The following is a 13,080-nucleotide window of genomic DNA, read 5'->3' as shown; positions in this document are numbered from 1 at the left end:
CTACTTGCAGGGAACGGACCGCGTTGGCGCGTGAGTTGGCATGTCTGCAAAGACCCTTGAAATCATCGCTCCCGACACCTCGCCGAAGCCTGAAAGTCCCGCCCTGCCAATCATTTGACACATTCTCTGGCGGAATTCCGGCCTCCCACGACGGCTAAACGAAAAACGCCTCTGCGGCCGGAACGAGACGCCCCGTCATAAGGTTTTCCTCGTGACTTCTTCATAACGAAGACAGGGAGACACCAATGGCTATGCAGAATCTTCAAGAACTCTTCGTTCATACGCTGAAGGACATATATTTCGCCGAGAAGCAAATTCTCGAGGCTCTGCCGAAAATGGCAGACAAGGCGACGAACGAGGACTTGAAGCACCTCTTCGAGACGCATCTCGAAGAAACCAAGGGTCACGTCGATCGTCTGGAGGCGGTATTCGGTCTCGTGAGTGTCAAGCCGGAAGGCGAAACCTGCCAGGCGATCCAGGGCATCATCACCGAAGCCGAAGAGCTGATGAGCGAGATCTCAGACGGAGAAACGCGCGATGCGGCGATGGCCGCCGCAGCGCAGGCCGTCGAGCATTACGAGATTGCGCGCTACGGCACACTTGAGGCCTGGGCCCATCGTCTCGGCCATAAGGAAGCCGCGAAGCGCCTCGGCGAAACTCTTCAGGAAGAAAAGAGCGCCGACGCCAAGCTCAGCAAGGTTGGCGAGAGCGAACTCAACAAGAAGGCGGCTTAATCCGCCATGCCTTCGTCCGGCATCTGTCGGACCCTGCAAAGCCCCGGCCCTGCCGGGGCTTTGTGCGTCTGCCCTCTGCGTCTGCCGTCTGAGCCTTAGGCGGCCTTCTGATAGAGAATATGCGGCGAGACGGGAGCCTCGGCCGGACGCTTAAGCTCCGCAAAGCCCGGCAATTCGAGAGGGCGATCGCTCAACACATAGCCATCATCCGCCGCCCAGGCCGCAACGAGCGGTGAAAGCCATTCTCGCGTCGCAAGATCGGCGGTCGGATCCCCTGCCCCCATATCCGCGTGGATGAGCACGGGCTTCCCCGGAACGCGCGGATGCACGAGCCGCAACGTGTCGCGCATATCCCCGACGACCATATGCTCCGCATCCGGGATGCAGCCTGCATGCGCGCGGATCGAGCGATCGAACGCGAAAATGTCCCGCTGCGGGAAAATCTGGCGCAGATGATCAAATGTGCGGCCATTGCCGAGACCGAGTTCGAAGACCGGTCCTTCCCGCGCGCCGATCAACGTGGCGACATGATCGAGCAGCACCTTTTGCGCAATCAGGCGGTTGATCGTGCTTTCAAGGCGGCTCATCGGCTTTATCCTTCGGTTCGGTGTGCTTCAGTTCGGCGCAAGCCCGCTGTGGCATGAACGGGGCTCGACGCCAAGTCTGCAAAGCCGGCGACAACGCGCGGGTCTCCTAGGGAACCGGAGCGGCCCCGCCGCCATTGCCCATGAAACCCTGCAAACACAGGATCATCATGAGTGATTTTCAGATTCCGCAGATCGGTCGTCTGCACCACCCGGAAGCCTTCGTCACCGGAATTTTGCGCAATTTCGACTTCGCCTCTCAGGCGCTCGGCGCCGCGACGGACACATTGCAGCTCCGGCTGGTGAAGACCGAACACGGACTTGATCCGAACTACCAGATCGGCACCACCGACGGCATCGATGCGGCGGCCTTTTCCGGCACGACGCACGAGCTTCTCTTCGACGACATCACGAAACGCATCGACGAGGCGGAGCTCAGCCGCGAGGCCTACACCCAAGAACATGTCCGCGCCTGGCTCGACCAGATCAACGGACAGACGGGTCAGGAGGAACCGCTCTTTCCGGGCATGGCAGGAGAAGGCTGAAACGAGGAAAAATTTTCCTCGCAAGAGGCCTCACGATCAGTGTTGGAAAGGGAACAGCATGAAGACGACGCAGACATTTCTCACGGAGCGATCCTCCCGTTTCGACGGCAACAACGCTGACCGGCAACTAGCCGCCAGCATCCCGCCAGTCGTGTCGCGGGCCAAAGGCCGGGCGCCGGCCGGATCGACAAAGGCTGCGCAAGGTTTGACGAGCGGCAAGCCGGGCCTCTGAGCCTTTCTTTGCGGCGAGGCGCACCCACGCCTGACCGCAGCCGAAGAGGCCGGACCTGCGCGAACCGGCTAAGCCGGGATGCCGGATAAGCCGGGATGATGATCCCGGCTCTCGATCGTGCGAGCCGCAAGTTCTCTCGCGGCGCGGCTTAAGCAAAGCGCGGCCAGCGGGCGCTGATCGCCTTGCCAGCCTCCCGGGCCGGCCAAACGGCTTAGCGCCGCAAGCCCTCTCTAGAGGAGCTCGCGCAGCCGTCCGGGCTCCGGCAGGCCGCTTACCACGATCTCCGGCTCATCGCCCGCGGAGTAGATCGTCACCTTGGCGGCGCCGACGATGCGGTCGATGAATGACTGGTCGACGTTCACGGAGCGCACGGAGCTGCGCTTCATCTCCTTGATCTGCTTGGAGAACAGCCCAACCTCGTACTGCACTTCGTCGGCCGTGATCGTAAACCGCTCCGAACGGGTCTTGATATACCAGCCGATGATCACGATCAGACCCACGAGGACCGGGATCGTGACGACGCAGATGATGAAGAGAAGCGGGCTCGACTTGAACATCGAGGGATGAGCGGAATAAAGCGGCTCGGCTTGAGTGGGCATTCTGTTCTCCGGGGCAGGATGTCGCAAAAAGCGGTGGGTCACAGGAAAAACGGCCCGATTTGCGGCATGTTCCGCAATCGCTGCTTATGCCGCAGCTTTCTTCCTTACCAAAGCTTCATTGGCTGACATTCGCGTTCGGATATATGACGGCCGCATCGCCATTCCTTAGGGGAAGCACGCGTATACAGGTTGAAGATACTCGAGGCGGTTATGGCGCGCTCTCGCTCACCATCCATTGGCTTGCAGCCGCGGGCATCATCGCACTCTGGCTCCTCGGAAATCAGATGGAAGACCTGCCCCGCGGGCCGGAAAGGACCGCGGCGCTCGATTTGCACGTGTCGGTCGGTGTCGCCCTCTTCGTCGTTCTGGCGGGGCGGATTCTCTGGCGGCTCTTCAGCACCCTGCCCGACAGTCCGGACGAAGCGCCCGCCTTGCGCATCTTCGCACGCGCCGTGCAGGTCGGCCTCCTCCTCTGCCTGACCATCCTCATCGTCTCCGGCCCGATGACCATCTGGACCGCTGGCCACCCGCTGCCGGTCTTCGGCCTGTTCACGATCCCGAGCCCGCTTGCCGAAAACCACGCCCTGCACGAGGCGTTCGAGACGGCACACGTCGTCACGAGCAAGGTGATCCTCGTTCTCTTTCTGGTGCATGTCCTCGGGGCTCTGAAGCTCTGGGTCACGCGCCCGTCGCTCTTGCGCATGGTGGCGCCCGGCCGCTGAGGGCGCCCGACTTTCGAAATTCCGCTCCTCATTGGACCAACTTGAGCCGGATGACAGACCGTCATCCGGCTTTCTTTTTTGATATTGTTCTATTCGAACGCGTGAATAAGACGCAGAACGCCTTGCCTTCCGTCAAGGCAATGCCACGCAGAAGGTGTATGTAAGCCTCAGGGGGCACGTGTCGGAAGGAGAGCGAAAATGAGAAACGATCGCACCGCACCGAGACGGGCATTTGTGCAGATTGCGGCGCCTGCTGTGCTGGCTGCTGCAATGGCGTTGTCGCCCGCATGGGCGCAACAAGGTCCTGGCGGCGGCATGGGCCAGGGCCAAGGCATGGGTCAAGGAATGGGCCGCGGCATGGGCGGCGGCGGTATGGGCCAAGGCATGGCCGCCCGCGTCGATGCCATGGATACCAATGGCGACGGCGTGATCTCGCTGGACGAAGCTGCGGCCTGGCACCAATCCGTCTTCGATACGATGGACAGCAACGGCGACGGCCAGCTGACGAAGGACGAATACATGTCCGTCCGCTTCGCCTTCGGTCCGGGCGGCGGCCAGGGGCCGCGTGCGGCCCAGATGGCGCAGCGCAAGGAAGCCCGCTTCACAGCCGCTGACACCAACAAGGACGGCCGCCTGTCGAAGGACGAGTTCATGACCTCGGGCAAGAGCCGTTTTGCCGCGGCGGACTACAACAAAGACGGTCGCGTGACGCCGGCGGAGTTTGCGGCATCGCGCAATTTCTGAGCGTCGAGAACGCTTCCATCTGACCCCGGTCCTGCCGCCCACGCGGCAGGATCCAAGTCGGGACGGACATTTCATCGCCCTCTCCACGGAGCATGGCGCCATCTGAAGTGTTGACCCCGGGTCAACACTGCGTCCAAGGCATCCCATGTTTCATTCCGCCCTCATAACCGCACGCGCCGTTTCGCTCGCGCTTCTCCTCGCCTTCGCCGGCGTCTTCGATACGGCTGCGGCCCAGACACCGGCCCAGACACCGGCCGCGAGACCGAACGAGATGGATGCTCTGCGCCAGGAGAGCCTGCGCCTCGTCAACGAGGCCCGCAGCGAGGCCGGCCTCCCGCCGCTCACGCTGAGCGAGATATTGGACCAGGCGGCGCAGGCGCATGCCCGCGACATGCTGGAGCGCAATTACTACAGCCACACCACGCCCGAAGGGCGCACCGTCATGGATCGCTATCAGGCGGCCGGCGGCAATGCCGGCCGGCTCGTCGCCGAAAATATCGCGCGTTGCCGCGGTTGCGCGGTTCCGGCCGATCAGGCGGCGGTGGAAAATCTTCACGAAGGCTGGATGCAGAGCCCCGAACACCGTGCCAATATTCTGCGCAAGGGGCTGACAGAATACGGCTTCGGCCTAGCGGAGAACGCCGACGGCCGACGCTACGCGGTGCAGAATTTCGCCGGTCCCGGCACACCGCGGGAAAGCACCTCGAATAAGGATGCGAAGGACGCAACGCCGCTGACGCCTCAAGCCCAGACGGAATTGGCGGCAAAACTTATCAACGAGGCCCGCTCCGGCGACGACAGCGTCTTTGCCGACACCTCTCTCATCGCAACCGCATCCGGGATGCTGCCCGAGCCGCTAAAGGGCGCATCGCTCGATGATCTCCGCAACCTCCAAGGCGCATTGCCGGAGGAGACGACCTTCCGGCGTTTCCGGGTCGTGGCTGGAAGCTGTGGCGGATGCGGGGCGGAGCCGACGGATGCGGACGTCCGCTTTTTCGTGGGACAATGGCTGGAAACCGAAGACTACCGGGCCATGCTTCTCAACAATGATTTGACGGGGATCGGGCTGGTTATCGCCGCCGATGGTGAAGGCAAGAAGATGGCCGTTGCTATTCTTGCTGGGAAATAGGTCTTTTGCGCTACAAAAGGACAAATCGGAAGATCGTTGCCGCAGCGTCAAGCCCCGCACCAGCTTTCACGGGCAGAGGGAGCGAGCAGATCAACTGAATGGCACCCCATGGCTTTCCTCCGCAACATCAACACTCTGAGCGACCAGTTCGCCGCCCTCGACCGCTCGCAGGCAATTATCGAGTTTGAACTCGATGGTACGATCGTCAGGGCAAACGACAACTTTCTGAAGACGATGGGCTATTCCCTCGACGAAATTAAGGGCCGCAAACACGCGATCTTCGTCGACGAGAAAGAGCGCGACAGCAAAGCCTATCGGGAGTTCTGGGATCGACTGCGGGCCGGAGAATTCTTCTCCGCCGAGTTCAAGCGCAAAACCAAGAACGGCGACGACGTCTGGATCCAGGCCTCCTACAACCCGATCATGGGGCGCGACGGGAAGCCCTACCGGGTGATGAAGCTCGCCAGCGATATCACGCAGTCGAAGCTCAAGAGCTTCGATCATGAGGGCCAGCTCGCGGCCATCCACAAATCCCAGGCGATCATCGAGTTCGAGACCGACGGCACCATCATCACCGCCAATCAGAATTTTCTCAAAGCTCTGGGCTACGAGCTCTCCGAGATCGAAGGCAAGCATCACAAGATTTTCATGGAGGCGTCCGAAGTCGCCTCTCCCAGCTATCAGGCGTTCTGGGAAGCGCTGCGCCGCGGCGAGTTCCAGGCCGGCGAGTTCAAGCGCATCGGCAAGGACGGCAACGAAGTCTGGATCCAGGCCTCTTACAATCCGATTTTCGACAGCGAATGCCGGGTCATCAAGGTGGTGAAATTCGCCACCGACCGCACGGCGCAGGTCAAAGACCGCATGCGCCGGGCCAAGGCGCAGGAAGTCATCGACATCGACCTCGGTGAAATCCTGAAGGCCGTCGAGCACACCAATCACCAGGCATCGACCGCGGCATCCGCCTCGGAGGAGACCTCGACGACCGTGCAGGCCGTCGCCTCCGGCGCCGAAGAGATGGCCGCCTCGGTCGCGGAGATCAGCCGCCGCGTCACCGACGCGCTCGCCATTTCAATTGAAGCGGTCAAGCAGGCAGACGAAACCAACCGGATCGTTTCCGGCCTTGCCAGCTCCGCGCAGAAGATCGACCACATCGTCGATCTCATCAACAATATCGCCGGCCAGACGAACCTTCTTGCCCTCAACGCGACGATCGAAGCGGCGCGTGCCGGCGAGGCCGGCAAGGGCTTTGCCGTTGTCGCCGCAGAAGTGAAGGATCTCGCCGGCCAGACCGCCAAGGCGACGGGCGAAATCAGCACGCAGATCAGCGAAGTGCAGGGATCGACCTCGAGCGCCGTCAGCGCCATCGAAGCCATCTCCCAGATCATCAATCAGGTGAAGGAAATCTCGTCCGGCATCTCGGCGGCCGTCGAGCAGCAGGCCTCCGTCACCCGCGAGATCTCCTCCAACATGCACACCGCAGCGCAAGGCGTGTCGGAGATCACGCATTCGATGTCGCAGATCGCCTCGAGCGCCTCGCAGATCGATCAGGCCACCCGTCAGGTCAAGGAAGTCTCGCAATCGATCGCCGCCTAAACGCGACGAGCCGATAAAGAATTGAAAGCCGCCTCGTCAGGAGGCGGCTTTTGCGCTTCACCGCAGGCGCGACCTCACCCTTCGTTCCATTCGGGCAGTTCTTCGATCTCGTTCTTGCTCAGGGGGAGCGTCAGACGCAAACCGTCGAGCTGGAGCTCGTCGAGAGGCACGATCACCTCCTTGTCGCCGATACCAAGGAAGCCGCCGACTTCCACCGAAACGGCTTTAACCGCACCATCCGGCGTGCCGAGCGCATCGTCGATCTCACCGATCACATTGCCGTTCGAGCCATAGATCTTCATGTCCTTCAGCTCGCCGACACGCACATTGAGGCGCGGCACGGTGGCGTTGTCGTCATCCACCTCGACATAGATGTCGAGGCCTGCAGCAGCATTCTGTGTCGCGGAGCCGGCGGGCGCCGGCTCGCTCGTCTGCGCGCCAGCGCCACCCGCGACCAAGAGGGGCGCCGCAAAAAGGCCGGCGATCAGGATCTTGCGGTTCAGCATGTCAGTCTCCTTTCTTTGAAAGGACAAGCCGTGCCGGCGTGAATCGTTTCATGGTCGCGGCTGATCGCAGCGCAGATTTCATGCCGGACGCGGCAGGCGTTCGCGTGCAACGAGAAGGCCGTCGCGAAGGCTGAGGCCGAGCAAAGTGAGGTTGAGCCCACCGGCAAGAAGCTCGATCGCCTGCACGGCAACGAACGCGCCAGAAAAGTCCCCAGCCGCCGCCTTTGCCTGCAGAAAGAACGCGCACGGCACGAGCACGAAAAGGCCGTTCGCGGCGATCACCGGCATACGCCGGCGTTTGGCCGCAATCCTTGGATGGCGCGACTTTCCCCCGAGCCGGAAGCCCGATATGCCGACCGCCGCCATCGCCGGGATCAAGACAAGCATCCCCCAGAGGATGGCCGTTTTGACGGCCAGGATCGCGGTCTCGCTGCCGAAGAGCTCGGTGAGAACCGTCGACGTCCAGAACGTCAAAATGATGAGAAAGGCGGCGCCTCCCGCCACCGGGTGCAGTTTGCGGATCATCTTCCACCTCCAGAAATAGGTCCCTGTTCCAGCCGGGCCCTGAGTTGCGCCAGGAGCTCCGTCAGCCGCGCGAGTTCGCCCGGGGCGAGAACGGAGGCGAGATCTTCGGCATGCGGCAGCCAGCGGGCCGTCGCCTCCGCAAAGAGCGCTTCTCCCTTCTCGGTCAGCCGCACGAGTTTCGCCCGTTTGTGATGCGGGTTGTCGGCGAGCTCGAAGATGCCATCGTCCACGAGTTCATCGACGATGCGCTGCACCGATTGGCGCGTAAGGCCCATGTTCCGGGCGAGCTGCGCCACGGAAAACCCGCCCCTCCCCTGCGCCACCGATCCCATCACCTGCCAGCGAGCACTCGTCAGACCGAGCGGCCTGACGAGCGCATCGCCTGAGGCGATGAGAGCCCCGTTGAGCCGGAAAACCTCCAGCACGAGGGCGTTGAGCGGATGGTCGAAGGGATACGGAGCTTTCTCAAACATGACAGCATACATACATTATAGCAGCATGCTGTCAATTACTATTTTTCCCGCTTGGCGCCGCTTGCACCACGTTGTGGACCACCTATCTAAATCGCGTACGATTTAATCTAACGCGAGTAATATCATGAAAGTCATGTACGAGACCGAAGCCCGTGCCGTTGGCGGCCGCCAGGGCCACGCCGAGACGCCGGACCACCTCCTCAGCGTCGATCTCGCCACGCCGAAAGAGATGGGCGGCAAGGGCGGAGCCACCAATCCGGAGCAGCTCTTTGCTGCCGGTTATGCCGCCTGTTTCGAAAGCGCCATGCGCTTCCTCGCCGGCAAAAAGAAGCTTCCCTTGAAAGGCGCATCGGTCACCGTCAAAGTGCGCCTGGGTGCGGCGTCGGAGACCGCCTTCGGGCTCGATGTCGATCTCATCGCCGAGACGGAAGGCCTGGACCGGACAGCAGCCGAGGATCTCGTCGCGTCGGCGCATGAGGCATGCCCTTATTCGCGCGCCATCAAGGGCAATGTGAACGTAGCGATCACCGTCGAGGCGAAGTGAGCGACAAAGACGAGACCTGTGAGAACGGATTGTCGCCCGACGCGCTTCGGGCGACGACCCTCGATGCACAGATTTGCTTTGCGCTCTATTCGGCGTCGAGCCGGATGACGAAGCTCTATCGGCCGCTCCTCGAGCCTCTCGGCCTCACCTACCCGCAATACATCGCCATGCTCGCTTTGTGGGAAAAGGCGCCCCGGTCCGTCGGCAGCCTCAAGGAGGCGCTCGGCCTCGATTTCGGCACCCTGAGCCCTCTCCTGAAGCGGTTGGAAGCGCAGGGCCTCGTCGATCGTCGCCGCGATCCAAAAGACGAACGCCGCGTCATCGTCGATCTCACCGAGGCCGGGCGGGCCTTGCGCGTATCCGCCTCGAAAGTGCCCGAAGAAATCGTCTGCCGCGTTGGCCTCCCCCGGGAGACCATGGTTTCGCTGCGCGAGGCTTTGAGGCAGCTCAACGCAGCGCTCGACGAAAACGGCGCCCCGAAGGCCTGAGCAGGCGCGCCTCCCAGGTGCGAGAGATATGGTCGGATCGCGCAACCCTGGCCGCCTCATTCAGCATACCAACTTTCGCACAAGGCGTCTTGTCGCCGCATTGGTCGCGCATTACATAGCGATAACACAATTAGCTTGCTATGTATTATGCCGCCTTCGCAGAACTCTCCCACACATGACGCATTCATCGAGGCCGTCACCAACGTCACGCGCAAGCTGCGCACACGTTTCGACGCCATGGCCAAGAGCCGAGGCCTCACCTTTTCGCGCGCCCGACTCTTCGTGCTTCTCGCCCGTCACGAAGGGGCGAGCCAGGCGGAGCTTGCCGACCTCCTTGAAGTCGAACAGCCGAGCATGGTCCGCCTCGTCGACGGTCTGGAAAAATGCGGCCTCATCGAACGACAGGCCGGGGAAGAGGATCGTCGCTCCAAGCACATCTACCTGACCGAAGCCGGCCGCGAAAAAGCCGGTGAAATCCTCCCCTTCGCGCGCGAATTGAAAGCCACCGTGCTGGAAGGCATAGACGCGGAAGAGCTGCGGCAGGCAACGCTCACACTGCAAAAGGTCGCCGCCAATATCGCGGCGCAATCGTGAGCACCCATGCCTGAACGACGCCCGAGCGACCAAGGCACGGACCCCCTCGTAAAAGGCGCGGTCCGCACACCCGCACCGCGGGCCGCGCACCTCGACCGCCGGCGGCCTTTGGGCAAAGGCAGCGGCATGGACGCCGGGCGCGCCGAGCCGAAGGTGGCACCGTCTCAGGCAGACGCCCCAGCGCCTGCCAAGAGCACGGCCGCGCCTCCCCCACCGGCCGAGCCCGAACGTCCGCCCGTCATTCAGCCCATGCCCTACGTGCCGAAACATCCGGCACGGGCGGCCGCCTATATCGCGACCTCCGCTCTTCTCGGCATCACCCAAGGCCTCGGGACGCAGATGGTCGGGGCCAATCTTTTCCAGATCCAGGGCTCGATCGGCGCGACGCAATCGGAGACGATGTGGCTGATGGCCGCCTATATGGCGCCTTACGCCTCCCTGGCCCTCGCGCTCGTGAAGCTGCGCCGCCAGTTCGGCCTGCGCCGTTTCGCCGAGCTTTCGATCCTCGTCTTCGTCGTCGTGGCGCTTCTCAATTCTTTTGCGCGCGACCTTCAGAGCGCCGTCATCCTGCGTTTCATCGCCGGCATCTCGGCCGCGCCCCTCTCCGCCTTGAGCATCCTCTACATGATGGAGGTCCTGCCGCGCGAAAAGAAGCTGACGATCGGCGTCTCCTTCGCGATGACGAACCTCACTCTGGCCATGCCGATCGCCCGGCTCATTTCGCCGACGCTCTTCGACATCGACCAATGGCACGGCCTGACGACGTTCGAGCTCGGCCTGTCGATGCTCTGCTTTTGCGGCGTCTACATGCTGCCTCTGACCTCGCCGCCCCAGGCGAAGGTCGTCGATCCTCTCGATTTCGTCAGCTATCCGCTCATCGCCGTCGGCTCCGGCTGCATGGCCGTGTTCCTGACGCTTGGGCGCGTTTATTGGTGGTTCGAGCGCGACTGGCTCGGCTGGCTCCTGGTCATCTCGATCGCCTCGCTCACGCTCGCCGCCGTCATCGAGCTCAACCGAAAATATCCGCTCGTCGATATCCGCTGGATCTGCAGCCCGCCGATCCTGCATTTCGCCGGCGCGCTCATCATTTTCCGCACGGTGCTCGCCGAACAATCGGCCGGCATTCGCGGCCTTTTCAGCCAGATCGACGTCACCAACGCCCAGGCCATGCCGCTTTACTGGGTGGTCTTCGCCTGCGTGCTCGCCGGCGGCGCGCTTTCGGCCATGGTCCTGAAACCGGGGCGCGAGCCCGCCATTCACGCCGTTGCCCTCGCAGCGCTCGCTGTCGGCGCCTATCTCGACGGTCAATCGACCAATCTCACCCGGCCCGAGCAATTGATGGTCAGCCAGGGCCTCGTCGCCTTCGGGGGCGCCCTTTTCCTGCCGGCGGCCATGGCCCGCGGCTTCGTCGCCGCCTTCAAGAAGGGCCCGAACTATATCTTGAGCTTCGTCGTCGTTTTCCTGTCGACGCAGAGCCTTGGAAGCCTCTTCGGATCGGCGCTTTTTGGAACCTTCGTGCAGATCCGCGAGAAGTTTCACTCCGAAGCGCTGATCGAAGGGCTGAAATCGACCGATCCGATCGTTGCCGAACGCATCTCCCAGCTTGCCGGAAGCTACGCCGGTGTCCTCGGCGATCACGCGCTTCTCAAGGCGGAAGGCGCCGCCCTTCTCTCCCAAGCGACGTCCCGAGAGGCCTACATCCTCGCCTACAACGATGCCTTTATGGCCGTTTCCGCGCTCGCCGCGACGGCCCTTCTGGCGCTCACGATCCACGTCGCCGGGGCCCGGCTGATGAAACAGCTGCAGCCCGCCCCGGCACTTCAAACCCAGTCTTCGTAATCCCGATGTTCAATTTCCTGCGCTCCTTTTCGACAATCCTCGCCGTCACGATCGGCCTCCTCGGCATCTGCGTCGTGCTCTATGCTTGGCGGCTGCCGCCCTTCACCAGTGCCGTGGAGGTGACCGAGAACGCCTATGTGCGCGGGCCGGTGACGATGATCGCCCCGCAAGTTGCCGGCTATGTCACAGAGGTCCCGGTGCAGGATTTCGAGACCGTCGAAAAAGGCGATCTCCTCGTCCAGCTCGACGATCGCATCTACCGGCAGAAGCTCGAACAGGCGCGTGCGGAGCTCGATGCGCAGAAGGCGGCGCTCGCCAATTCCGAGCAGAGCCGGCATTCGGCCGAAGCGAAACTCCGCTCCACGCAGGCGCAGCTCGCCGGCAAGAAAGCGGCCCTCCAACAGGCGGAGGCGGATTGGAAGCGGGTCGAACCCCTCGTTGATCGCGGCGTCGTCAACAAGGCGTCGGGCGACGAAAGCCGCTCAAGGCGCGATCAGGCGCAGGCCGCCTACGATGAAGCCAAGGCGGAGATCGAAGTGGCGAGACAGGAGCTGCAATCGACCATCGTCAACCGCGCCTCTCTGAAGGCCGCCGTCGAGGGCGCGGAAGCCGCCGTGCACCTCGCCGAGATCGACCTCGACAACACCCACATCACTGCGCCGGCAAGCGGGCGTCTCGGCCAGGTCGGAACGCGCATCGGCCAATATGTCTCCGCCGGCACGCAGCTCGTGGCGCTCGTGCCGGAAAGCATCTGGGTGGTGGCGAATTTCAAAGAAACCCAGGTGGCAAAGATGCGCATCGGCCAGCCGGTGACCTTCACCGTCGACGCGCTCGAAGGCGCAAGTCTTTCAGGCCATATCGAGCGCTTTTCGCCGGCGACGGGGTCGGAATTCAGCGTCATCAAATCCGACAACGCCTCCGGAAACTTCACCAAGGTGGCACAGCGCCTGCCCGTGCGCATCGCAATCGATCCGGGCCAGCCTCTGTCCGAACGCCTTGCGCCCGGAATGTCGGTGGTGGCGACGGTCGACACCGCGGCCAAGAGCGCACCCGAAATCGCCGACGAAGGAGATCGACCAACCTCGGGAAACGCCTCCGGCAAAAAGCCCGTCAGGATCGGACGCACGGAATCCAGAGCGGGAGACGCGCGTCTGGAAACCAATTGAGCTCGGCACGCTGAAGGCCAGCCGCACCTGTCGGCGTGCCCGGTCTCGACCTGGAGCGGACCT

16 protein-coding genes are annotated in these 13,080 nt (G+C 62.7%); 11 read left to right on the top strand and 5 right to left on the bottom strand.

Features of this window, described 5'->3' with window-relative positions; genetic code table 11:
• Positions 1-245 precede the first annotated feature (245 nt).
• Positions 246-734, top strand: coding sequence for a YciE/YciF ferroxidase family protein (locus BLP76_RS06680; protein ID WP_092810851.1), 489 nt, complete (start codon positions 246-248; stop codon positions 732-734).
• Positions 735-829: 95 nt separating this feature from the next.
• On the opposite strand, the gene BLP76_RS06675 is transcribed toward BLP76_RS06680, so the two are convergent.
• Positions 830-1,321 carry a class I SAM-dependent methyltransferase gene (locus tag BLP76_RS06675; protein ID WP_092810849.1) on the bottom strand — a complete coding sequence of 164 codons (492 nt, stop codon included), beginning with the start codon at positions 1,319-1,321 and terminating at the stop codon, positions 830-832.
• A gap of 167 nt (positions 1,322-1,488) precedes the next feature.
• On the opposite strand from BLP76_RS06675, the gene BLP76_RS06670 reads away from it, so the two are divergent.
• The gene (locus BLP76_RS06670) at positions 1,489-1,863 is read left to right on the top strand and encodes a hypothetical protein (RefSeq protein ID WP_092810847.1); all 375 of its coding nucleotides are present in this window, start codon (positions 1,489-1,491) and stop codon (positions 1,861-1,863) included.
• A gap of 462 nt (positions 1,864-2,325) precedes the next feature.
• On the opposite strand, the gene BLP76_RS06665 is transcribed toward BLP76_RS06670, so the two are convergent.
• A complete protein-coding gene (locus BLP76_RS06665; protein ID WP_092810845.1) occupies positions 2,326-2,694 on the bottom strand; it encodes a PH domain-containing protein in 369 nt (122 codons plus the stop codon).
• Positions 2,695-2,780: 86 nt separating this feature from the next.
• On the opposite strand from BLP76_RS06665, the gene BLP76_RS06660 reads away from it, so the two are divergent.
• The 4 genes from BLP76_RS06660 (at position 2,781) to BLP76_RS06645 (ending at position 6,882) form a co-directional block, all read left to right on the top strand.
• Positions 2,781-3,416 (top strand): cytochrome b/b6 domain-containing protein, encoded by a 636-nt coding sequence (locus BLP76_RS06660; RefSeq protein ID WP_139163712.1) that lies wholly within the window; start codon positions 2,781-2,783, stop codon positions 3,414-3,416.
• A 333-nt stretch (positions 3,417-3,749) separates the two neighbouring features.
• The gene (locus BLP76_RS06655; RefSeq protein WP_170130486.1) at positions 3,750-4,160 is read left to right on the top strand and encodes an EF-hand domain-containing protein; all 411 of its coding nucleotides are present in this window, start codon (positions 3,750-3,752) and stop codon (positions 4,158-4,160) included.
• 145 nt (positions 4,161-4,305) lie between these two features.
• Complete coding sequence (locus BLP76_RS06650; protein ID WP_092810839.1) at positions 4,306-5,289, top strand: CAP domain-containing protein; 984 nt, start codon at positions 4,306-4,308, stop codon at positions 5,287-5,289.
• Positions 5,290-5,397: 108 nt separating this feature from the next.
• Entirely contained in the window at positions 5,398-6,882 is a 1,485-nt protein-coding gene (locus BLP76_RS06645) for a PAS domain-containing methyl-accepting chemotaxis protein (protein ID WP_092810837.1), read from the top strand.
• A gap of 74 nt (positions 6,883-6,956) precedes the next feature.
• Here BLP76_RS06645 and BLP76_RS06640 read toward each other — a convergent pair whose 3' ends face one another.
• The 3 genes from BLP76_RS06640 to BLP76_RS06630 all read right to left on the bottom strand — a co-directional run bounded on the left by BLP76_RS06640 (position 6,957) and on the right by BLP76_RS06630 (position 8,386).
• A complete protein-coding gene (locus tag BLP76_RS06640; RefSeq protein ID WP_092810835.1) occupies positions 6,957-7,388 on the bottom strand; it encodes a PRC-barrel domain-containing protein in 432 nt (143 codons plus the stop codon).
• 78 nt (positions 7,389-7,466) lie between these two features.
• A complete protein-coding gene (locus BLP76_RS06635; RefSeq protein ID WP_092810833.1) occupies positions 7,467-7,913 on the bottom strand; it encodes a hypothetical protein in 447 nt (148 codons plus the stop codon).
• Entirely contained in the window at positions 7,910-8,386 is a 477-nt protein-coding gene (locus BLP76_RS06630; protein WP_092811358.1) for a MarR family winged helix-turn-helix transcriptional regulator, read from the bottom strand. Before BLP76_RS06630 ends, BLP76_RS06635 begins: the two co-directional genes overlap by 4 nt.
• Positions 8,387-8,510: 124 nt before the next feature.
• On the opposite strand from BLP76_RS06630, the gene BLP76_RS06625 reads away from it, so the two are divergent.
• The 5 genes from BLP76_RS06625 (at position 8,511) to BLP76_RS06605 (ending at position 13,017) form a co-directional block, all read left to right on the top strand.
• Complete coding sequence (locus BLP76_RS06625) at positions 8,511-8,930, top strand: organic hydroperoxide resistance protein (protein WP_092810831.1); 420 nt, start codon at positions 8,511-8,513, stop codon at positions 8,928-8,930.
• A gap of 29 nt (positions 8,931-8,959) precedes the next feature.
• Positions 8,960-9,418 carry a MarR family winged helix-turn-helix transcriptional regulator gene (locus tag BLP76_RS06620; protein WP_244514503.1) on the top strand — a complete coding sequence of 153 codons (459 nt, stop codon included), beginning with the start codon at positions 8,960-8,962 and terminating at the stop codon, positions 9,416-9,418.
• Between the two features lie 147 nt (positions 9,419-9,565).
• Positions 9,566-10,012, top strand: a complete 447-nt coding sequence (locus tag BLP76_RS06615; RefSeq protein ID WP_092810827.1) for a MarR family winged helix-turn-helix transcriptional regulator — start codon at positions 9,566-9,568, stop codon at positions 10,010-10,012.
• A gap of 249 nt (positions 10,013-10,261) precedes the next feature.
• A complete protein-coding gene (locus BLP76_RS06610; RefSeq protein ID WP_092811356.1) occupies positions 10,262-11,851 on the top strand; it encodes an efflux MFS transporter permease in 1,590 nt (529 codons plus the stop codon).
• 5 nt (positions 11,852-11,856) lie between these two features.
• Positions 11,857-13,017 (top strand): HlyD family secretion protein, encoded by a 1,161-nt coding sequence (locus BLP76_RS06605; RefSeq protein WP_092810825.1) that lies wholly within the window; start codon positions 11,857-11,859, stop codon positions 13,015-13,017.
• Positions 13,018-13,080: the final 63 nt, after the last annotated feature.

The organism is Afifella marina DSM 2698, from assembly GCF_900102695.1.
Classification (GTDB): domain Bacteria; phylum Pseudomonadota; class Alphaproteobacteria; order Rhizobiales; family Afifellaceae; genus Afifella; species Afifella marina.
The sequence above is the reverse complement of the archived record's forward strand: the minus strand, read 5'-3'. Positions and strand labels throughout refer to the sequence as shown.